Source organism: Eubacterium xylanophilum ATCC 35991 (genome assembly GCF_000518685.1).
Taxonomy (GTDB): Bacteria; Bacillota; Clostridia; order Lachnospirales; family Lachnospiraceae; genus Eubacterium_F; species Eubacterium_F xylanophilum.
In genome coordinates this window covers 1-21,984 of the sequence record NZ_JAEB01000024.1, presented here as the reverse complement: position 1 = coordinate 21,984, position 21,984 = coordinate 1, and the positions used below count along the sequence as shown (strand labels likewise).

16 protein-coding genes and 2 other annotated features are annotated in these 21,984 nt (G+C 42.5%); of the genes, 9 read left to right on the top strand and 7 right to left on the bottom strand.

Features of this window, described 5'->3' with window-relative positions:
- Nucleotides 1-28: 28 nt before the first annotated feature.
- Nucleotides 29-2,947 (bottom strand): transglycosylase domain-containing protein, encoded by a 2,919-nt coding sequence (locus tag L877_RS12295; protein WP_051437698.1) that lies wholly within the window; start codon nt 2,945-2,947, stop codon nt 29-31.
- Nucleotides 2,937-3,326: a hypothetical protein gene (locus tag L877_RS0105455; protein ID WP_242837123.1), complete on the bottom strand. Its 390-nt coding sequence runs from the start codon at nt 3,324-3,326 to the stop codon at nt 2,937-2,939. Before L877_RS0105455 ends, L877_RS12295 begins: the two co-directional genes overlap by 11 nt.
- A gap of 376 nt (nt 3,327-3,702) precedes the next feature.
- Between L877_RS0105455 and L877_RS0105450 the strand changes: the two genes are divergently transcribed.
- From L877_RS0105450 to L877_RS12290, 6 genes are all read left to right on the top strand, one after another.
- Complete coding sequence (locus L877_RS0105450) at nt 3,703-5,397, top strand: glycosyl hydrolase family 18 protein (protein ID WP_026835227.1); 1,695 nt, start codon at nt 3,703-3,705, stop codon at nt 5,395-5,397.
- Nucleotides 5,394-5,951 (top strand): aminoacyl-tRNA hydrolase, encoded by a 558-nt coding sequence (pth, locus tag L877_RS0105445; protein WP_026835226.1) that lies wholly within the window; start codon nt 5,394-5,396, stop codon nt 5,949-5,951. The genes L877_RS0105450 and pth overlap by 4 nt, the downstream gene beginning before the upstream one ends.
- A gap of 12 nt (nt 5,952-5,963) precedes the next feature.
- Nucleotides 5,964-9,506 (top strand): transcription-repair coupling factor, encoded by a 3,543-nt coding sequence (gene mfd, locus L877_RS0105440; RefSeq protein WP_026835225.1) that lies wholly within the window; start codon nt 5,964-5,966, stop codon nt 9,504-9,506.
- Nucleotides 9,507-9,587: 81 nt separating this feature from the next.
- Entirely contained in the window at nt 9,588-10,571 is a 984-nt protein-coding gene (locus tag L877_RS0105435) for a hypothetical protein (protein ID WP_026835224.1), read from the top strand.
- Nucleotides 10,572-10,587: 16 nt separating this feature from the next.
- Nucleotides 10,588-12,135: a 4-alpha-glucanotransferase gene (gene malQ, locus L877_RS0105430; RefSeq protein WP_026835223.1), complete on the top strand. Its 1,548-nt coding sequence runs from the start codon at nt 10,588-10,590 to the stop codon at nt 12,133-12,135.
- Between the two features lie 27 nt (nt 12,136-12,162).
- Nucleotides 12,163-12,600 (top strand): DUF2752 domain-containing protein, encoded by a 438-nt coding sequence (locus L877_RS12290; protein WP_051437697.1) that lies wholly within the window; start codon nt 12,163-12,165, stop codon nt 12,598-12,600.
- Here L877_RS12290 and L877_RS0105420 read toward each other — a convergent pair.
- The 5 genes from L877_RS0105420 to rplJ form a co-directional block, all read right to left on the bottom strand.
- A complete protein-coding gene (locus L877_RS0105420; protein WP_026835222.1) occupies nt 12,581-14,149 on the bottom strand; it encodes a sodium:solute symporter family transporter in 1,569 nt (522 codons plus the stop codon). The genes L877_RS12290 and L877_RS0105420 overlap by 20 nt on opposite strands.
- 25 nt (nt 14,150-14,174) lie before the next feature.
- A complete protein-coding gene (locus L877_RS13435) occupies nt 14,175-15,512 on the bottom strand; it encodes a transglutaminase domain-containing protein (protein WP_026835221.1) in 1,338 nt (445 codons plus the stop codon).
- Between the two features lie 62 nt (nt 15,513-15,574).
- The gene (locus tag L877_RS12280; protein ID WP_051437696.1) at nt 15,575-16,774 is read right to left on the bottom strand and encodes a right-handed parallel beta-helix repeat-containing protein; all 1,200 of its coding nucleotides are present in this window, start codon (nt 16,772-16,774) and stop codon (nt 15,575-15,577) included.
- A gap of 86 nt (nt 16,775-16,860) precedes the next feature.
- Nucleotides 16,861-17,229, bottom strand: a complete 369-nt coding sequence (gene rplL / locus L877_RS0105405) for a 50S ribosomal protein L7/L12 (RefSeq protein ID WP_026835220.1) — start codon at nt 17,227-17,229, stop codon at nt 16,861-16,863.
- Between the two features lie 96 nt (nt 17,230-17,325).
- Nucleotides 17,326-17,910: a 50S ribosomal protein L10 gene (gene rplJ, locus L877_RS0105400; RefSeq protein WP_026835219.1), complete on the bottom strand. Its 585-nt coding sequence runs from the start codon at nt 17,908-17,910 to the stop codon at nt 17,326-17,328.
- 42 nt (nt 17,911-17,952) lie between these two features.
- Nucleotides 17,953-18,092: a sequence feature (ribosomal protein L10 leader region), on the bottom strand.
- A gap of 386 nt (nt 18,093-18,478) precedes the next feature.
- Here rplJ and L877_RS0105395 point away from each other — a divergent pair.
- The 3 genes from L877_RS0105395 (at nt 18,479) to L877_RS0105385 (ending at nt 21,666) form a co-directional block, all read left to right on the top strand.
- Nucleotides 18,479-19,465 (top strand): diaminopimelate dehydrogenase, encoded by a 987-nt coding sequence (locus L877_RS0105395; RefSeq protein WP_026835218.1) that lies wholly within the window; start codon nt 18,479-18,481, stop codon nt 19,463-19,465.
- 48 nt (nt 19,466-19,513) lie between these two features.
- Nucleotides 19,514-19,772, top strand: a binding site (T-box leader).
- A 106-nt stretch (nt 19,773-19,878) separates the two neighbouring features.
- Nucleotides 19,879-21,102, top strand: coding sequence for a tyrosine--tRNA ligase (gene tyrS / locus L877_RS0105390; RefSeq protein WP_026835217.1), 1,224 nt, complete (start codon nt 19,879-19,881; stop codon nt 21,100-21,102).
- A 24-nt stretch (nt 21,103-21,126) separates the two neighbouring features.
- Nucleotides 21,127-21,666, top strand: a complete 540-nt coding sequence (locus L877_RS0105385) for a hypothetical protein (RefSeq protein ID WP_026835216.1) — start codon at nt 21,127-21,129, stop codon at nt 21,664-21,666.
- The last annotated feature ends 318 nt before the right edge of the window (nt 21,667-21,984 follow it).

Here is a 21,984-nt window from a genome sequence, read left to right as displayed (position 1 = left end):
TTTATCAGTCTTTTTAAGCCTTTAGCTATTATGGTTGAATAGGTGGGTTTTCCGGAGCCGTAGTAGCAGGCACCTGGGTTGCAGGCGTTGTCTGGTTATTAGGCGAATCCGGATCTGTCACACTAGGATTTGTTGGGTCGCGCTTTGGCGGCTCTGTCGGCAAGTTCTGTGCTCTGTTGACAGCTGCATCCCACTTAGATTTCAAACCATCATACTCTGTATACTCAATTATCTTGGCGAGAGCATTGTTACCTCGCTTAATCAGGCTTCTAGCTGCATCCGTATAGTACTTGCGGCTTCGAAGCTTGTTAATGTACCATCTAACTTTCTCAAGTCGATTTCGCTTAGTTGTCTCAGCTGCACGCTGCTTAGCGTCTTCTGCGTCGGTTTTGCGCTGCTCAGCGATAATCTCGCTTTGTTTCTGCCTATATTCTTCGATAGCCACAGTCCAATCATTCTTGACGATATCGCTGAGTGATTCGTACTTCTTGGCTGCTCTTTCCTTGAATGTGCTCTGTTCGTACTCATCAGGAATCTTCTCGATGATTGTGATGACCTTCTGGTATCGATTTTCGAAGGCAAGCGCTTTCTCAACAGAATTAACTTTGTATTTTTCCCAAGCGGATACGGCGCGCTCGGCGTCAAGCTTGGTCTGTTCTAACTTATATGTTTTCTCCCATGCGGACTTTCTCGTGCTATTCTGATTTGAATAGTAGTCATATCCGCCAGGTCTCTGATTATATACGCGCTTCTTGTCGCTGTATGATACCTGTTTTCCACTTCCCGAGAAATGACCATTTATCACTCGTCTGAGAGAAATAGTCTGCGGAACTTCAAAGTCCTTCATTTCCTTCTTGGCATGCATGCCATTCATGAAGTTAGCCCATATCTTCAAAGGATAGGAGTTACCATACATTCCCGGCATGACTCTAGGAGTGTCATATCCAATCCAAACAGAAGTCGTATAGTAGGAGCTGAATCCGCAGAACCAAGCGTCCTTACTGCTGTTGGTTGTACCTGTCTTACCTGCATATACCTGCTCAGAGTTAAATGCAGAGTGGCCGGTTCCGTAAGATTCGTTAAATGTTCCTTGCATCATATCTTTCATGATGAAAGAGGTATCAGCTGAGTATACCTCAGTCTCCGAATCTTCCTTTTCAGGGGCGGTATAGACGTTGCCCTGTGTCTCATGATCCATCTTGGTAATACATGTTCTGGAACTCATCTGACCGTTGTTTTCAAGAGTTGCATAAGCTCTGCACATGTTGTTGACTGTAACACCGTTGGTGAAACCACCCAACGCGATAGCCGGTGCTGTGCTGTCGGCATAGGACAGAGATGAGAACTTGAGCTTATCAAGGTAGCTTATACTCGTCTCGATTCCGGTTTTCTTGAGAATCTGGAAAGCTACTGTATTAAGACTCCTTGCCAAACCTTCTCTGGCGGTAAGCCTTCCTCTGTAACCACCGCCGGCATTGCTTGGGCTGTAGCTGTTCTTGTTTCCATCGATCCAATATACTTTGGAGTCGTTGATTATGGACGAGGCATTTATAACGCCGTTATCAACAGCAGGACCATAGTCAAGAATTGGCTTGATTGTGGAACCGGGCTGTCTCGTCGAGAGAAATGCTCGGTTGTATTCGTCCTTTTTAGATCTTCCGCCGACAACTGCCACTACGTATTGTGTGTTGTTATCTATACACATGGCCGCGCTCTGAAGAGCGTACTTCTTAGTTTTCTTGTTCTTTTCCGTAAAGGAAGAGAGAGTCTTGGAAACTGATTTTTGCAGTTTCTCCTGAATCTTTTGATCAAAAGAAGTATAAATCTTATAACCGCCTGCACGTATAAGGGCTGATTTGTTGCTGTATTCCGAAGCGTAGCGCTTTTTGTACTCCTTTTGTTCGTTGTAATTTGCGAAAGTATACTTAAACTCAAATCCATCCTTTTCCATAAGCTGTAGGATGGCGCAGTCAATAGCATAGCTGACCATGTAGTTTTCGGCACCTGTATTGTCGCCGATTCCCACTACTTTGATCTTTTCTTTCTTTGCTTTATTATACTGCTTTGAAGTGATAAATCCCGCTTTGAACATTTGCATCAAAACCCATTCTTTACGCTTTGTTGCAAGTTCCATGCTCGCGATAGGATTGTATTTATTTGGGCTGTTGGAGATTCCGCATAGCATTGCAGCTTGGGCGATGCTGACGTCCTTGGCGGAACAGCCAAAGTAAAATCTCGAAGCAGTCTCCACGCCGTAACACAGATTACCGAAGTAGTTGCTGTTGCAGTAAAATTCCATGATATCAGATTTGTTGAACTTTTTCTCTAGTTCCGGTGCAAGCAGAACTTCCGTTGCTTTACGCGTCATGGATTTTTCCTGTGTCAAGAAGTTGTTCTTTATAACCTGTTGAGTTATAGTACTTCCTCCCTGGGTGATTGCACCGTTGTGAGAGACGATAGAAAGTGCCGCTCTCAGTATGGATTGAAGGTCAACTCCCCTGTGTTCGGTGAAGTGTTTATCCTCAGCGGCAATGTATCCCTTTTGTATGTAAGGGGAAATATTGCCGATTTTGGCGTATTTGTATGAACCACTGTTGGTCTCGCCGATCTTCTTTCCGTCTTTGTCATATACTACTGTGTTGGACAAAGCTCGGAAGCTGTTGCGATTCATAGTTGTTAGTTTCTCGTATGCCTGCTGGCTGGCCTCTTCATATATTGGCGCATACTTGGCATAAATAATTCCACCCGCTATCAATGAAACTAGTATAATAATCAAAATAGTGTTGATGATGACTTTTGAAAAGTTCATGATAAATTTGATTATCATATATATTAGCCAGAATGGAAAACAGACAATGTGAAGAAGTATTTTAAACCACAAATATTTCTCTGCAAGTCTAGCAAGAGCGGGGAAGCGCTCTTTTTCGTCCTGTTGATTATTTGCCACTTGTTGTTTCCTCCTTTTTTGCTTCTTTTTCTTCTTTTTTCTCCTTAGAATTTGGTTTTGTATCCGAAACATCTTGTCCCTCAGTGTCGCTACCAGCTTGGAGCCGTCTGTTCTTGTTGATCTTGTGGTTGCCTATGATTCGCTGGATAAAAATATAGATGAAAAATATCCAGAGGATCAGCAATCCCCAATTGACCAGATTCCTCTCAAATGGCTCTCGCAGGAGTGTTCTGTCCGGAACTTTTTTATTCACATATATATCTAAGACTGTGCCGCTCTTGTTGGAGAGTCCAAACAAGGGTTGAATTACAAAATACTTGGAATCTTTGTAGGTCTGTCCCTGATATTGATATGTATACTCAACCATTGGTATTATCATGGTGAAACCATCGGATTTTTCCCGTGTTGTGGTAGTTGAGACCGCGTAATATTTTTCTGTGTTAAGCACATAAGTTAGTGTCTGTATGTTGAGAAAAATCAATATAGCAGTCACGAAAAGCATCATGATAAAGGGTGTGGTCAAGTTTTTTTTCTTGATTATTTTTTGCTTGCGCATGGATTTTCCCCCTTTTTTACTCATATATCATAACATGATACGGAATATTTATCAACTTAATCTTTAAATAAGTAAAGAAATTATTTGTTATGTTGGCATTTATGTGTTAGAATGATAAGGGGCAAATTGGGGGATAATAAAGCTACTTCAAGGTTGAGTGGCAAATGAATATACAAGATAACAATTCAGGAGGGTAAAATTGAGTAAGAAGATAAAAGCAATAATTATTATAATTGTGGCGCTGTTGGTATGTGGTGCCATAGGTGGTGCGATATTTATCAAGTTGGCACCAAGCTTCAAGCAGAGAAGTGTGGGAGATGAATTCAAGGAGCTTGGCAAGGATGAGGCTATGATAGTGTTAAATGGTCGATATATCGACGAAAGAGCCAAGCTTATTAATGGGACTATTTATATAAGCACAGAGCTTGCCAACAGCCAGATCAACAATCGTATTTTCTGGGACAAGTATGACAATGTTATGTGCCTTGCAACAAATGATGGACTTATAAAAGTTTCCGCGGGAGATATGTCATATACAATCGGAGAATCTACTACAGAGGTAGAACAACAAATCATATATGAAGATGGCAACAAAGCTTATGTGCTTTTAGATTTTGTCAAGAAATTTTCAGTTGCCAACGTGGATGTGAGGAAGAATCCAAACAGGGTAATTATAGAGTCAGATTTTAATACTCAAAAGTCATTTGTAAAGACCACGGAAGACGTGAGATTGCGTGTTGGACCGGGCAAGAAATATGATTATTTGTTAGAGCTTGCCAGTGGTACAGAACTCATAGTTGACGATGATACACCGGCAGAAAATGAGCATACTAAAGTCATGACAAATGACGGAATCAGCGGATATTTACCTAACAAGAGTCTCGGGAAGATCACGGCAAAGACCTACGTGACCGACAAAAAAGAGGAAGTTTTTGAGCAGAAATCTCTGGGGGAGGATGTATGTCTTGCATGGCACAATATGGGTGTACAGGCCACAGAGAAGATGCTTGCAGAGGGAACAGCCTATGTATCGGGCGCAAATGTTCTGTCACCGACATTCTATACCATCAAGGGTGACAAGGGAGAGCTCATCTCTCGGGCAGATAAAAAGTACGTTGATGCTGCGCATGCGAAGGGATTTAAGGTGTGGGCAGTTGTAAATGATATCGAGAAGGATTTGTCGAGAATGAAGACTTTGACGAGGACTTCAAGCAGAACCAAACTCATTAATAATATTATGGCTGAGGTGAAGGCCTATGGATACGACGGAATAAATATTGATTTTGAGGGAATAACCAAGGACTCTGCTCCCGGCTTTTTAGAATTCTTGCGCGAGCTGGTTCTCGTGGGACATAAGAGCAACCTCATTATCTCGGTTGACAACTATCCGGCGATGGATTACAACAAACACTACAACTACGCCGAGCAAGGGAAGGTTGTTGATTATGTTATCGTCATGGCTTATGATGAACATACATCCGCTGAGGGAGTAGCAGGACCTGTTTCATCCATATCTTATGTGAGAGAATCACAGAAGAAGGCCTTGGAAAATGTTCCGAAGGAGAGGGTTGTGATGGCGCTGCCGTTCTACTCACGACTTTGGAAGGTAAAGGGCAAAAAAGCCAGCCCTTCAACCTATGGCATGAGCGGTGCGGAGAGTGCTATCAGAGCCAACAGTGCCACACCGAAGTGGGACAAGAAGACAGAGATGTACTTCGCTGAGTTTAAGAGTGAGGGAACAAAGTACGAGATTTGGCTTGAGGAGGAGACTTCTCTGGAGAAGAAGTTAGATGTTGTCAAGAGCGGAAATGTAGCCGGTGTTGCTTTCTGGAAGCTTGGATTCGAGCGCGCGGCGACATGGAATATGATAAGAAGATGGAGTGATAGTAAGTGAAGTTGATAGTCGGTCTGGGCAATCCCGGAAGAGAGTATGCCGGAACTCGTCACAATGTGGGTTTTGGCGTTATAGCCAGACTCAGTGAGGAGTATGGAATTAATTTAAATATCAAGGAGCACAAGGCGGTTTGTGGCAAGGGCATGATTGGCACGGAGAAAGTTATCATCGCACAGCCTCAAACCTATATGAATAATAGCGGTGAGAGCATCAGGAGCTTCGTGGATTATTACAAGATAGACGTAGAGGATATTATTGTCGCATTTGATGATATCGACCTACCTGTAGGCACTATCAGAATCAGGGCCAAGGGAAGCGCCGGAGGACATAATGGAGTTAAGAGCATCATAAATCATCTTGGCACCAATGAGTTTGCGAGAATCAAGATTGGAGTTGGGGGCAAGCCGGAGGGTGGAAATCTGGTGAGCCACGTTCTCGGACGATTTTCCAAGAGCGATGAAAAGGAAATTAGCGACAGTCTTGATAGAGCATGTAGTGCAGTTAAGCTAATGGTTGATGGTGATATCAACAAGGCGATGAATTGTTATAATTAAATTGGAGGTCACATGAATACACTGTTATCTCCTCTGAAGGAACTGGAAGCCTTTGACTTGATGGGGGATGCCGTGAGACGCGGAGAGTCCCCCATTCAAGTAAGTGGATGTATCGAGAGTCAGAAAGCCCATGTGATATCGGGGCTTGACGAGGGAAAGATAAGGCTTGTTATTGTTTCTGATGAGATTAGAGCCAAGGAAATAGTAGAAGATTTAAAACTATATACAGAAAATGTCATATATTATCCGCCAAAAGATTTTATATTCTTTAGCGCGGATGTGCATGGTAAAGCTCTTGCGGCGGATCGACTCAAAGCTATTAATGCCATAATGGAATTTGGGGAAGGCAGATCGGAAGCAGAGACACTTACGGTGGTGACAACTATAGACGGGGGCATGGATTATTGTCTCCCTTTTGCACTATTAAGAGATAATATGATTCATATTTCTGTCGGCGATACCCTTGACCTCGAAGAACTCAAGAAGAAACTTGTCTTTCTCGGTTACGAGTCGGTGGGACAGGTGCAGTCAGAGGGAGAGTTTTCTGCCCGAGGCGGGATAATAGATGTATTCCCGCTGACAGATGCCTATCCATTCCGCGTGGAATTGTGGGGGGATGAAGTAGATGGAATCAGGCGAATTGACGTAGATAGTCAGAGGTCCGTGGAAAATGTTCAGCGCGTCAGCATCTCGCCGGCTTCAGAGGTCTTCTTGTCTTCCGAATGTGTGGAAGATGGAATGAAGCGAATGAGGGAGGACATGGCTAAGTCCGCGGAACATTTTCGACAGGAGGGGCATCCGGAGTACGCAGCAAGGCTTGAGAGTATGGTGGAAGACTTCTGTGAAATGTACGACATCTACCCAGGAATGGTCAATATAGAGAGCATGTTGGGGTACTTCGACATAGAGAAGCAGTCCTTCTTCGACTATTTTCAGGGGCAAGACCTACAGGTGATTATAGACGAACCTGCCATGTGTATCGAGCGTGGCGAGACTATAGAGAGGGAGTTTAGGGAGAGTTCCAGCGAGAGGCTTGAGAAGGGATATATCTTGCCAAAGCAGGTTGATATCTTGTTTCCATTGCCTCAGGTCCTGGGAAAGCTTTCACAGTTTCCGGTGATTTTGATGTCGATGTTGGATCAGAAGGTGAAGGAGTTCAAGGTGGCAAAGAAATTTGAATTCCATGTGCAGCCTGCGCCTAGCTATAATAACAATTTTTCACTGTTGGTGAAAGATATCAAGAAATACAAGAAAAATGGATATAGAGTTGTTCTCCTGACGGGGTCCGGAAGTCGCGGTGAGAGACTTAGTGAGGACCTTCGGGATTTTGAGGTGGAGAATTTTTACCGTCGAGAGCAAGATAGGGAGTTGAAACCCGGTGAAGTTATGATTAGTAAGGGGGTTCTAAGAAAGGGGTTTGAGTATCCGGAGATTCGCCTCATAGTTATGACTGAGGGGGAGATATTTTCCCGCGTCAAGAAGAAAAAGAGGCATAAGAGGTACAATGGTCCGGGAATTAGCAACTTCAAAGAATTGAAGATTGGGGATTATGTGGTTCATGAGAGCCATGGACTGGGAATATATCAGGGAATCGAGAAGATTACGGTAGATAAGGTTGTGAAAGATTACCTAAAGGTGTCATATGCCGGCGGAAGTAACTTGTATATTCCGGCCACATCTCTTGAGCTCCTCCAAAAGTATGCGGGTAAGGATGCGGAGAAAAAGCCGAAGCTCAACAAGCTAGGTTCTCCGGAGTGGGGCCGCACCAAGACCAAGGTGAGAGGGGCGTTAGAGGAGATAGCCAGTGAGCTCGTGGAACTATATGCCAAGAGGGAGAGCAAACAGGGTTATCAGTTTGAGCGCGACACGGTGTGGCAGAAGGAGTTCGAGGAGATTTTCCCATATGAAGAGACGGACGACCAGATGAAGGCCATAGAAGAGACGAAAAAGGATATGGAGAGCACTAAGATTATGGATCGTCTGGTGTGCGGAGATGTGGGATTCGGAAAGACTGAAGTAGCCATACGCGCGGCATTTAAGGCGGTTATGAGTGGAAAGCAGGTGGCAGTATTAGTTCCAACTACGATTCTTGCCGGACAGCATTACAACACATTTGTCCAGAGGATGAAGGACTTTAGTATAGAGGTTGGTATGCTGTCTAGACTTCGCACGCCCAAACAACAGAAGGAGACGATTGCGAAGCTGAAAAAGGGACTTGTCGATGTGGTAATAGGTACTCATAGAGTGCTGGGAAAGGACGTAGAATTCAAGGATTTGGGCCTTTTAATTATCGACGAAGAGCAGAGGTTTGGCGTGACCCACAAGGAGAAAATCAAGCAAATGAAAAATGATGTGGACGTGCTGACTTTGACTGCGACGCCGATTCCGAGAACACTTCATATGAGCCTTGTGGGAATAAGAGATATGAGCTTGATAGAAGAGGCACCTGTGGACAGAATGCCGATTCAAACTTACGTGATGGAGCGAGATGAACAGCTGATGCGTGAGGCGATACTCCGTGAAGTTGCGAGGGGAGGACAGGTTTATTATGTCTATAACAGGGTTGCCAATATGGATTATATAGCCAATAAAATTGCAAAGTTGGTACCGGAGGCCGAGGTGGCATTTGCCCATGGTCAGATGAATGAGCGACAATTGGAAGATACTATGTATTCATTTGTCAACGGAGAGATTGATGTGCTGGTTTCGACTACAATTGTAGAAACCGGACTGGATATACCTAATGTAAATACGATAATAATTGATGAGGCTGACAAGCTTGGATTGTCGCAATTATACCAGTTGCGAGGAAGAGTTGGTCGGTCTAATAGGACTGCATTTGCCTTCTTGATGTACAAAAAAGACAAGGTGTTGACGGAAATTGCTGAGAAGAGATTGGCGGCAATCAAAGAGTTCACTGAACTTGGATCCGGATTCAGGATTTCCATGAGTGACCTTGAGATAAGAGGTGCCGGAAATATTCTCGGAGCAAGGCAACACGGGCATATGGAGGCAGTGGGATATGATTTGTATTGCAAGATGTTAGGGGAGGCAATCAAGCGTCAAAAGGGCGAAAAGCCTAAGACGGATGATTATGAGACTTCGATTGAAGTCAAGGTTGATGCATATATTCCGGAGTCATATATTCCCAATGAAATTCAGCGTCTTGATATTTATAAGCGAATATCAGAAGTTGAAAATGAAGAGGAGAAGGATGACCTGGTAGACGAGCTTATTGACCGATTTGGCGACATACCTACAAGTGTTGATAACTTGCTCGAGATAGCTCTTCTCAAGGCTTGTGCAAGAGATGCCTTCATAACATCTATTACAGACAAAAGTGGAGAATTGAGAGTATATATGTATCACGAAGCGCCGGTTGATGTGGCTAGAATTCCTGAGTTGATGCAAAAGTACAGGCGAAGGCTCAAGTTTGTGGCAGGCAAGGAGCCGTACTTCGTATTTGTTCCGGAGAAAGGCAAGCTTTTGCCACAACTATTCGACTTGGTAAGTGACATAGGCGAGCTCAAACTTGAAATGGAAAAAGTGACATAAATGTGATATAATAGTATTTAGTATTTTTTTATGTTATGTATGATGGAACAAAAACCATTGGAGAAATGAGAGGAATAATAAATGAATTTACTTAATAGTATTTCTAAGAGACTTGTAGTACCTGTTCTTGTTGCAGCTATGTCTATCTCACTTGCAGCTTGTGGCTCTGAGAAGAAAGAAGTTAAAGTTGAGGATGCCGTCTCAGTGGAGAATGGCAATATCTCAAGCGAGTCCAAGGTTATCGCAGTGGGAGACGAAACTGTGACATATTCAGAATATCAGACCTACTATTGGTTGGCCAAGAGAGACTATGAGAACACCTATACAGACAAGTTGTGGGGGTGTCAGGTGGATGGAGATACCATCGGTCAGCATGCGGTTGAGGATATCGTCAGAATGATTATTCAGGTCAAAGTTCTCGGCAAGATGGCCAAGGAAAAGGGAATTACCATAGCTGTTGATGAAAAGCAGGATATAGATTACAAGGCGGATCAGTACCTCGATACACTGAAGGATGATGAAAAGGTCAAGAATAATATTACAGCCGAAGCGACGAGAAAAATCTTTGAGGAGAGCGAAGTTGCGAGGAAGATGTATGATGTCATAACGGCGGCAGCAGTTTCTAATGATTCAGTAGCCAATCTTCACGGGGCTGAAGTGCTTTTATTAAAATATTCCGCTGATGATAAAAACAGAGAAGAGATGAGAGCGCAGGCAAATGCTGCAGCCAGCGAGTTGAAGAATTATCAGGGTAATTTTTACTCATATGTATTAGATAAAACAGGCAAACAGCCAACAGAAGAGATTGTGGGAAATATGGATGAGAGAAAGAATCTGTCCGGCGCTGTCTTGGGACTTGGAACTTCCAAAGTGAGCAATGTCATTGAGGAAAAGGATGGATTCTATATAGCATATATCGTTAAATCCGGTGCAAAGTCAGTTGATAAAAAGTATCAGGAGCAGTATATAAGGCAGCAGCAAGTCAAGGCATTTCAGGATGAATATGCTGCGCAATCCAAGCGATATGGTGTAAAAGTGAGTAAGTCATTGTTGTCCAAAAAGTAAGGCAAGGAGAAAAGTTATGAAAAGGTCTTGTGGAGTTTTGCTTCCGGTTGCCAGTCTCCCGTCAGATCATGGCATAGGAACATTTGGCAAGGAGGCATATAGATTTATCGATACATTGGTTGCGGCTGGACAGAGTTATTGGCAGATTCTGCCCCTAGGACCGACGGGATATGGCGATTCGCCCTACCAGTCATTTTCGACCTTTGCCGGCAATCCGTATTATATAGACCTGGATTTTTTGAAGGATGAAGGTCTTTTGAAGGAAACGGAGATAAAAAAAGCCGGTTTAGATGAGGCCACAGAAAAAGTGGATTATGAAGCTCAGTACAAGAGGCGTTTTCCGCTCCTTAGAAAAGCATATGTGAGTTCGCCGGAATACAGTAAGTTCCGTGAAGAGAACTTTGACGTAGGCAATGTGAAAGTAAACAAGGAATTCGATGCATTCTACGCAAGTAGTAAAGAATGGCTTGTAGATTATGCGCTTTTTATGGCAGTTAAAGATGCCAACGACGGAAAGAGCTATTTTGAGTGGGAAGATGGAATTAGATCTAGAGATGCGAGGTCGATCAAGGAGAATTTAGAGCGCTACGGAGAGGATGTTTTTTTCTATATTTATCTCCAATTTAAGTTCCAAGAGCAGTGGGAAAAACTTCGTAAATACGCCGGTGAAAAGGGAGTCAAGATTATAGGTGATATTCCTATTTATGTTGCTCTTGACAGCTCTGATTCTTGGTCACATCCGGAGCTATTTCAATTTGACAAGGAGGGCCAACCAATAGCCGTGGCGGGATGTCCACCGGACGCTTTTTCTGAGACGGGGCAGCTTTGGGGGAATCCTCTTTATAACTGGGATAAGCACAGGGAAACCGGCTATGCTTGGTGGCTAGAGAGGCTTTCAAGGTGTTTTCAGTGGTATGATATGGTTCGAATCGACCATTTTCGCGGATTTGATGAGTACTATTCAATTCCATTTGGAGATCCAACGGCGGTCAATGGCAAGTGGGAAAAGGGCCCCGGAATAGAGCTTTTTCAGGCTATGGAGCAAAAGATAGGAAAGCAGGAGATAATTGCCGAGGACTTGGGATTTCTCACGGATAGTGTGAAAAAAATGCTCCGAGATACGGGATATCCCGGTATGAAGGTCCTTCAATTTGCCTTTGACTCCAGGGAAGAGAGCGATTATATGCCTCATAATTATGACAAGAATTGTGTGGTCTATACGGGGACTCATGACAATACAACGACCTTTTCTTGGTGGAAGAGCGAGTTGCCAAGAAAGGACAAGGAAGTGGCGCTGAGATATCTCGACCTTCCGACTATTTTTCTGACCAATAGGAAACTCACTTGGCAGTTGATAGTATTTGCTGAGCGAAGTGTTGCAGATTTGTGTATAATTCCCGCATGGGATTTTCTTATGCTAGATAAAGAAGCAAGAATTAACACGCCATCAACGCTGGGAAATAATTGGTGTTGGAGAATGGAAAAGAACGCATTTGGCGCCGGTTTGTGTTATAAAATACGAGAGATGTGTAGGCTGTATGGTCGAACACCTCGAGACAATTAGATATGCAACTAAGAATAGGAGATTGTAATGAATAACAAAGACAGCATTCAAACAAAGAGATATTATATATTCGGAATTGGAATATTGATATTCTTGTGTTTGACTGCTGTCTTTTATAAATTGGGATATCTGGGATTTGTAGAGTCATTCAAGAGGCCATGTATCGTCAGACTGACCCTGGGAATTTACTGCCCAGGCTGTGGAATTACAAGGTCTATTAAAAGTCTGTTAAGTCTTGACTTTCTTGGATGTCTGTACCATCACCCTTTTGTATTCTATGTGGCGGCGCTATATGCGATATTTATGGTGGTAAACACACTTCATTATCTTACAGCAGGCCGCCGAATACAAATCCCTGTATTTAGATTAAAAATGATATATATTATAATTGGCATCATAATCCTTTTTGGACAGTGGATACTCAAAAATATGGGTATATATCAGATTATTCCTCTTCATCTGTAAGAGAGGTTCTTGCGTGGACTCTAACAGTTTGTCCATAGCAATCGAACATTTCATCAACTCCGTCCGGAGTAGTTTTTCCTGTTAACAAACTAACGATTGGCACGATGATCAAGCTTGCCAACATGGCGAATACACCAGAGTAAAGTGAATTTTTGAAAATAGTCTCAAGGATTGGTCCTGACACTGTGAGAATCTTCAGGCTTATGAGTAATTGGATTATCATAGTAACGATACCAAAGATAAAACCTGTTGTAACACCTGCCTTGGTGACTTTCTTCCAGTAAAGCCCATATAAGAATGGAGCGAGGAAGGCACCGGACAGTGCGCCCCATGAAATACCCATCAACTGTGCAATAAATGTCACTTTTGATGTAGCCTGAACAATAGCAATGATGGCAGATATCACGATAAAAATAGCAACAAATACTCGCAAGAGATTCATATTGCTCTTTTCTGTTGCCTCTTTCTTCCTGAGACCTCCGATGAAATCAAGAGTGAGTGTTGAGCTTGAAGCCAATACAAGTGAAGAAAGTGTGGACATTGAAGCTGACAGGACAAGAATCAATACAATTGCAATCAGGATATCTGGGAGTCCGCTGAGCATCGAAGGTACAATACTGTCGAATCCCTCGATATCTACCTGGGCCTGTGTGTTGAAGAGACGGCCAAATCCACCGAGGAAATAGCAACCGCCGGCTACGACGATGGCGAAAATAGTGGAGATAACTGTTCCCTTCTTGATTGCCTCCTCATTGGTAATTGCATAGAACTTGCCGACCATCTGTGGAAGTCCCCAAGTACCGAGTGATGTAAGTAATACTACAATTAATAGGTACATTGGCTCAGGGCCTAGGAAAGAAGCAAATACTCCATTTACATTGCTTGTCTCTGAAGGAATGTTGGAGAGTGCTGCTATAGAACCCATGAGTCCGCCATTCTGGCCGAGTACTGCAAGGATAACAGCGACAATTCCCACTAACATAATTAATCCCTGAATAAAGTCATTTACTGCTGTTGCCATATAACCACCGACAATTACATAGATGGCTGTGAGCACTGCCATAACAATAACACAGTATGAGTATTCCACGTTAAATGCCATCTTAAACAATCTTGAAAGACCGTTGAAAAGAGAAGCGGTATATGGAATAAGGAAGATAAATGTTATTGCGGAAGCAGCAATCTTAAGATTCTTCGACTTAAATCGCTGTCCGAAGAACTCAGGCATGGTCTTAGAACCAAGGTGCTGAGTCATGACACGTGTGCGCCTTCCAAGGATGGACCATGCAAGAAGTGAGCCGATAAAGGCATTTCCAAGTCCAATCCACGTGGATGCAATACCGAAACTCCAACCAAACTGTCCGGCATAACCTACGAAGATAACCGCCGAAAAGTATGAAGTTCCATATGCGAATGCCGTTAACCATGGGCCGACGTTTCGACCACCCAATACAAACCCGTTTACGCTTTTGCTTGATTTTCTGCACATATAGCCTACCATGATAAATATTCCGAAGAAAATGATAAGCATAGTTAGTTTAATAGCCATTTTTGTTTCTCCTAAATGATAATATTTATTTTACCTTACCCTTGAAAGTAAAGCTTAGCTTCTGACCATTTGCGATAGTCAGAGTGATTTTGATTTTGACAGTTCCCTTCTTCTTACCTTTGAAGCGGAGGTTTGTAAAGTAACCGTCATCATCGCTCAAGAGTCCATAATTCTTTACAGACTTGATTCGTTTTTTGCCTGTTGTCACCTTATAAGTAACCTTTTTGATGAGTTTTGCCATCGTACTATTCTTGATAAATAGCTGTACGTCTTTTTTCTTCTTCCTTTTAACGGTAAATTTGCCTGATGAAGGATATTTTCCGTTGACAAAGTCAGAGAGTTTGTACTTGACAGGTGTCACGCTTTGTGTGGTTTTAGTGGCGCCAGTTCCCGTTTGCTTTGTCCCAGTTGGAACAGGTGTTGCCACAGGCTTGGAAGTTGGAACCGGCTTGTCACCAATGGTTGTAGATGAATTGTTGTCATTGCTTCCTGACACAAAGGATGTCTTAGCCATTGGGAATTTTTGTTGAAAATCGTCAGACAAATATGGTTTGTCCGGGGTATGAATCTGTGAAGAATCTGCCTCATCAAAGTCCTCACTTCCCTTTAAGAAGTAGTCATAATTAATGCCTTCTTCTTGGTCATCCCAGGTCGCATCAAGATTATACCATTTGTCTCCGAGAGCCACAATATTCCAAGCATGACCACCGGAATCTCGGCCTGTTCCGGCCTTTCCGCCTACCCATTTACATGGAATTCCCGCCTCAACCAAGAGTTTGTACATGCATACAGCGTAACTATTGCAAAGTCCTTTTCCTTCAGTAAGTGCCTTGTACATAGATGAATAATTCTCCGCGTCATCGACATATGTTATAAGATTGCAAACATAGTCGTGAATAGCCTTAACCTTCTCGTAATTAGAGAGTCCATCTACACCGATGTCGTTTAGAATCTGCTTTACATTATCGTTGACAAACTGAGTTTCTTCTGATGCTTCAAAGAAAGGATAGTCAAAGTAAAGAATATTTCCCTCCACAGAGACTGGCTTTTCCGCATTGAAGTTGATATTTCCAACGAGATAATCTGCATCGTCTGATGTGCTCGGATCATCTAGAAGGAGCATATCATGAAAGAAAAATGTCAGGTCATCGTCAAATATTCGGTCGAGATCACTTTCAGGGCCAGTGTACTCAACTTCATACCCGGTGTTACGCTTTAACCCCTCCTCGCGCACCAAGGATGCGAGGTCACTGAGGTTAGATACTGAAAAATCAGCTGCACTTGCTAATGTGCTGTTAGCTAATACCACAAATGAAAGTGATAGAGTAAGTGCGGTTCTCATCACTTTTTTTGATAAGTGCATAAAATACCTCCTAAATATTTAGTTTGTTTGGAGCTGTTCAATGCTCCGCCGTCAAAACGCATCTATATATATAATAATGCATTTTTAAGATTTTGTAAATTGAAATCTTTGATTATAACACCTGCTCCAATGGTATTATTCTTCGTGGTATCTTTGTCTTGTTTTGAAAGCTGATTTTTGCTCTTTAGGCTCTTCCTGCCATATTTCTGAGTGTGGACATCCTTGGCATAAATAGCGATGAAAACTTTATCAAAGCTGTTGTTCTGGATGTTAAGTCCTCCACATCCGCTGAGGATATAAATACCGAATTTTTCACTCTTATAATTGGCGCTGGAATATCCGGAAACATAATTGAAAATATTATTCTGGATAGTGCATCCTCGCCAGTTGAGCATTTTAATAGGACTAAATTTGTTATTAATAAACTTGCAATCAGAGATTGAAATATTCTGATGATACTTATTCGGTGAATATTTATGCGTATCGATAGAGCGATACAAATTCTTGAAAGTACAACCTGTAACAGTCAGTCCATCAACCGGAGTTTTATCAAACTTAGAATACGCCCCGTTGAATCCATCAGTTTTCTTGTCAGGTGTATCTACATTGATGGCGCATCGGTCACCGGACTTGTTCTTTTCGAAGAGACATCCTTTGACAGCTGTATTTTTCGCCCCTACAATCTCGATAAAATGCCCGTTTCGAAGGTTTTTAAAATGAATATTTTCGACAGTGACATTCTGACAATGCGGAATTCGAATCGCCTGACTCTTGTTGCAACCTCCCAAGTTAATTGTGGCAGAACCCTCAGAAATAATAGAGATATTTTTCTCGCCACCATATCCCTTGACAACGCCCTTTTTCTTGATTCTTGTATCTCTCACAAGCTCAAATAATATGTGGCTTGCAGGCAATCTCTTGACTCCGGTTTTGGCAGTTTTGTTGATTACAACGCCGTCTTCTAGAATAATCTTGGTATTAGAAGGCACAGCGAGAGCATTTGAGATATTATAAGTTCCCTTTTTTAACTTGAGTGTGCCGCCGCCTGCTTTTTCCAAAGTCACAAGGTATGACTTGATTAGAAGATAGTCCTTGGTCTTCTTGTTATAGACATCCGATTTTCTATACTTGTTCTTATAGGCCTTACTCTTCGGCGAAATAGTAAAATTCTTTTTTGCTTGAGCTTCCTCTCCGGGCATAGCAGTTGAAATACAACCAAGGCCCAAACATAGCCCCGCCAATAGCATTATTTTTTTAATCATATTTTTGACTCCTTTATACAAAAAAATGGTCCGAAGAGCCACTGCCCTCGGACCATTTGTAATGTTCTATAAGGTTTATAACTCTATTATTTAAGAGTAATCTTAGCACCCTCAGCCTCAAGCTTAGTCTTGATATCCTCAGCCTCTTCCTTAGATGCGCCTTCCTTAACAACCTTAGGAGCTCCGTCAACGACTTCCTTAGCTTCCTTAAGTCCAAGACCAGTTACCTCACGTACAACCTTGATAACCTTAACCTTGTTAGGACCTACTTCTGTAAGCTCTACATCGAACTCGTCCTTCTCAGCTCCGCCTGCTGCTGCGCCATCGCCAGCTGCTGCTACAACAACACCTGCTGCTGCAGATACGCCGAACTCTTCCTCACATGCTTTTACTAATTCGTTGAGCTCTAATACGCTCATCTTCTTGATCTCATCGATAAATTCCTGAGTAGTCATTATAAATTCCTCCATTATTTTCTAAATTTGATTGGTGTGTAATGGGCTTATGCCTCATACACTGTTAGTAGTGTGTCTCTTGACACGTAAACTGAATTACTCTTCTGTGCTTGCTGCTTCTTCAGCTGCTGGTGCCTCTTCTGCAGGAGCCTCAGCAGGAGCTTCCTCTGCAGGAGCTGCCTCTGCGCTATCTGCTGCACCACCCTGCTCAGCGATCTGATTAAGAACGCGTGCAAGATTTGTAACAGGTGACTGCAAGCTTCCAAGCAACTTGGAAATAAGAGTATCTCTTGATGGGATATTAGCAAGAGCTTTGATACCACTCTCATCATAATATGTACCACCTACAACTCCACTCTTGAATGTAAGAGCCTCAATCTCGTTTGCATACTTGTTGAGAATTCTTGCTGGAGCTGTCTCATCCTCTGCTGAAAATGCGATAGCAGTAGGACCTTCCAAGTCTTTGTCCAACTGTGCGAAATCAGTTCCCTCAAATGCACGGATCATCATAGTGTTCTTGTATACTTTGTATACAACACCTGCCTCACGAAGCTCTTTACGAAGCTTTGTGTCCTGCTCTACTGTAAGTCCACGATAGTCAACCAATACAGCAGCTTTTGCATCAGAAGCATAGTTCTTGATTTCTTCAACAATCGGTTGTTTTAACTCGACTTTTGCCATTGTGCTTTTCCTCCTTATAGACTTTCTGCCGGAAAAGGAATCAATATAATAGAAAAACCCTCTTCATTGCCAAGACGACAAAAAGAGGGTGGTAATAGTCTATCCTAATCTCTCCTCGGTAAGCGGTCGAAACTCTTACGCCTTGCGGCACTTACTGTCTTCGGCAGTATTAACATCAAATAGTATAGCACAGGTGTATGGGGGTTGTCAAATATTTTTTGAAATTTTTTAATATTGCATTATGAACATTCTCATTGCAAAAAAAGCGGAGTTTTGAAATTGACATGGTTTTGTCATAATTTAAATGCACTATCTAATTATGAGGAGTTTGTTAAAATCTAGTTGTATTTGACGACTAGAAGACGAATTCAGTATTTTACGACACTAGGTGTCGTGCTTTTGGGAAGGATAATGCAATAACAAAGCGGAGTCGATGTGCATTTAGTGAGATCGGCTCCGCTATTGCATATGGTGCTTGACTTCTTTGCAAAGATAAAGTATAATTGGTTAGTCAAGATAAACTTAGATACTCCTAACGAGAACCATGATTAGGAGAAAGGAGATAGATATGAGTATTAAGCTAGGTATTATTGGATACGGAAACCTCGGAAGAGGCGTTGAGTGCGCGATTAAGCAGAACGATGATATGGAACTTTGCGCTGTTTTTACAAGACGTGATCCTTCAACTGTCAGTATTTTGACAGAGGGTGCACAGGTGTGCAATGTTTCTGATATAGAAAATTGGCAGGGTAAGATAGATGTTATGATTATCTGCGGAGGAAGTGCTACTGATCTTCCTGAGCAGACACCAAAGTATGCAAAGCTATTTAATGTAATTGATAGTTTTGACACACATGCAAGAATTCCGGAACATTTTGCTAATGTTGATGCTGCAGCAAAAGAGGCAGGAAATGTTGGTATTATCTCAGTGGGCTGGGATCCAGGACTATTTTCACTTAATCGTATGTATGCAAATGCGATTTTGCCTAATGGAAATGACTACACATTTTGGGGCAAGGGCGTGAGCCAGGGTCACTCTGATGCTATTCGTCGCGTCGAGGGCGTAAAAGATGGAAAGCAGTATACTATTCCGGTTGAGGCAGCACTTGAGGCAGTTCGTTCCGGCAAGAATCCAGAGCTCACTACAAGAGAGAAGCATCTTAGAGAGTGTTTTGTAGTGCTTGAGGATGGTGCGGATGCAGCTAAGGTTGAGGCTGAAATCAAGAATATGCCAAATTACTTTGCTGACTATGATACAACAGTTCATTTTATCAGTGAAGAGGAGCTTAAGAAGAATCACAGTGGAATCCCTCACGGTGGATTTGTGATTCGTTCAGGAAAGACAGGATGGAATGAAGAGAATTCACATGTAATCGAGTATAGCTTAAAGCTTGATTCCAATCCGGAGTTTACTTCATCAGTATTGATTGCATATGCAAGAGCTGCATATAAGATGAAGGCTGAGGGACAGAGCGGATGTAAGACTGTATTTGATGTTCCACCAGCTTACCTCAGTGCCCAGAGCGGTGAGGAACTTCGAGCTCATTTGTTATAATTTGAAAAAAAATAATTGACATTATTGATAAAATTTGATATCATCATTAAAAATGCAATGAAGAGAATAAGTAGCAGCAGTGGATGCTTCAGAGAGTTGCCGGTTGGTGAGAGGCGCAGTTAAGAAGCTGGTGTGAATACATCTTGGAGCAGCCGGCCCAACGTGGATTTGCCATAAGTAAGCTTGGACGGAGGTGCACACGTTATAGTGCAAGGGATATTACTAGATTACTAAGTATCCTGCTGAGCCTCAGTTTGTGAGAATTGAGGGAAAAAAGGTGGTACCGCGAAGATTATTCGCCCTTTTGTAACAGAAGTTGCAAAGGGGCTTTTTTATGTGATAAACTTGTGGAAAGTTTCTTTGCCAAACAAGGAAGGAGGGCGCAAGTAAGAAGATTTGCGCAATATTTTACTATGAAAATTTATGAAGAATTAGTTGCCCGCGGACTGATTGCGCAGGTGACAGATGAAAATGAAATCAGAGATTTGGTCAACAATGGAAAGGCCGTATTTTACATTGGTTTTGATCCAACGGCAGATAGCCTTCACGTTGGACATTTCATGGCATTGTGTCTCATGAAGAGACTCCAGTTGGCCGGCAATAAGCCGATTGCTCTTATCGGAGGCGGAACAGCTATGATCGGTGATCCTACGGGAAAAACTGACATGAGAAAAATGATGACCAAAGAGACAATTGATCACAATGTTGAGTGCTTCAAAAAGCAGATGAGTAAATTCATCGATTTTTCAGAGGGAAAGGCTATGATTGTCAACAATGCCGATTGGATTCTTGACATGAATTACATGGAAATACTCCGCGAAGTTGGACCTCATTTTTCTGTAAATAGAATGCTTGCTGCAGAGTGTTACAAGCAGAGAATGGAGAAGGGACTTACATTCCTTGAGTTCAATTACATGATTATGCAGAGTTATGATTTCTATTCATTGTTCCAGAAATACGGCTGTAATATGCAGTTTGGCGGAGACGATCAGTGGAGTAATATGCTCGGCGGAACAGAACTTATCAGACGTAAACTCGGCAAAGATGCATATGCTATGACTATCAATCTTTTGCTCAATTCAGAGGGTAAAAAGATGGGTAAAACTGAGTCTGGCGCTGTATGGCTTGACCCAGAAAAAACATCCCCATATGACTTCTACCAATACTGGAGAAATGTGGATGATGCAGACGTGCTAAAATGTATCAAGATGCTCACATTCCTTCCACTAGAGGAAATCGAAAAAATGGAAGATTGGGAAGGCAGCCAGCTCAACGAAGCTAAGGACATCCTCGCATTTGAATTGACCAAACTCGTTCATGGCGAAGAGGAGGCAACAAAAGCTCGTGAGGCATCAAAGGCTATTTTCAGCGGCGGAAGTGCTGCTCAGATGCCAGAGGTTGAACTCTCCGATGAAGATTTCACAGATGGCGAAATCGGAATCCTCAACCTTCTTGTAAAGGCAGGTCTTGCACCATCAAATGGTGAAGCAAGACGAAATGTCCAGCAAGGCGGCGTTGCAATTGACGGTGAAAAGGTCACAGATCCGAAAACAATGGTATCCAAAGATGATATCGGTGCTGACGGAGTTGTACTAAAACGCGGCAAGAAGAAATTCATAAGAATTATCATCAAATAGTCCGTGTATTATGGAGGAAATATTATGTCAAATAAGTTAGCTATTGTATTACCGGGTTTTAGATATAGCAAGGATTGTCCGCTACTGTACTACCCGGCAATGAAATATAAGAAAATGGGCTATGAGATTCTGGCAATTGATGATTACGGCTCATGCGACATGAAGGGGAACCCAGAGCAATTTATCAGCGATTCACTTGATTATATTGCTCCAGTGCTCGATGAAATTGACTTCAATAGTTTTGATGAAGTTGTATTTATTGCCAAAAGCGTAGGAACTGCTCTCGCACCAAGAATAGAAGACAAATATAAAATAAATAACGCAGTGCATATAATGCTTACACCTATCGATGCGACGATCCAATATATGACTGATGATAGAATTATCAAATATATTGTATCAGGAACAGAAGATGAGTGGATAAGCTTGATGTCCCTCACCCAGGCATGCATGGAATACGACTTGAACTTAAATATCATTTCTGATGTTGGCCATCGATTGGAGGATTCCAATAATCTGGAAAGAACAATAGGAATTTTAAAGGAAATATTGGAGAATATTTAGATTTGTATTGTGGGGATTGTGGGAATTGTAGGAATTGTGGGAATTGTAGGTTTGCCTGAGATAGGCTGTTTGATTGGAATGTGATACGGATGTTTTGAGAATTTTTGATGAAACATGACTCCCGCGGAGCGACTTGCTTAGTTCCCAAGTGGGTTCAGGGGCATGCCAAAATGAAGAAAGTGGGATTTGGCATGCCCGCGGAGCGACTTGCTTAGTTCCCAAGTGAGCTTAGGGGCATGCCAAAATGCGAAACGTAAAATAGGCATGCCCCCAGAGAGACTATCCAAGTTCCCAAGCGGGTTCAGGGGCATGCCAAAA

Bases quoted from the DNA above. Each gene is read 5' to 3' on its own strand.
- L877_RS0105455 (WP_242837123.1), bottom strand. From the start codon at position 3,326: ATGATAATACCAATGGTTGAGTATACATATCAATATCAGGGACAGACC.
- mfd (WP_026835225.1), top strand. From the start codon at position 5,964: ATGAATACACTGTTATCTCCTCTGAAGGAACTGGAAGCCTTTGACTTG.
- L877_RS0105435 (WP_026835224.1), top strand. From the start codon at position 9,588: ATGAATTTACTTAATAGTATTTCTAAGAGACTTGTAGTACCTGTTCTT.
- malQ (WP_026835223.1), top strand. From the start codon at position 10,588: ATGAAAAGGTCTTGTGGAGTTTTGCTTCCGGTTGCCAGTCTCCCGTCA.
- L877_RS12290 (WP_051437697.1), top strand. From the start codon at position 12,163: ATGAATAACAAAGACAGCATTCAAACAAAGAGATATTATATATTCGGA.
- L877_RS0105420 (WP_026835222.1), bottom strand. From the start codon at position 14,149: ATGGCTATTAAACTAACTATGCTTATCATTTTCTTCGGAATATTTATC.
- L877_RS13435 (WP_026835221.1), bottom strand. From the start codon at position 15,512: ATGCACTTATCAAAAAAAGTGATGAGAACCGCACTTACTCTATCACTT.
- L877_RS12280 (WP_051437696.1), bottom strand. From the start codon at position 16,774: ATGATTAAAAAAATAATGCTATTGGCGGGGCTATGTTTGGGCCTTGGT.
- rplL (WP_026835220.1), bottom strand. From the start codon at position 17,229: ATGACTACTCAGGAATTTATCGATGAGATCAAGAAGATGAGCGTATTA.
- rplJ (WP_026835219.1), bottom strand. From the start codon at position 17,910: ATGGCAAAAGTCGAGTTAAAACAACCGATTGTTGAAGAAATCAAGAAC.
- L877_RS0105395 (WP_026835218.1), top strand. From the start codon at position 18,479: ATGAGTATTAAGCTAGGTATTATTGGATACGGAAACCTCGGAAGAGGC.
- tyrS (WP_026835217.1), top strand. From the start codon at position 19,879: ATGAAAATTTATGAAGAATTAGTTGCCCGCGGACTGATTGCGCAGGTG.
- L877_RS0105385 (WP_026835216.1), top strand. From the start codon at position 21,127: ATGTCAAATAAGTTAGCTATTGTATTACCGGGTTTTAGATATAGCAAG.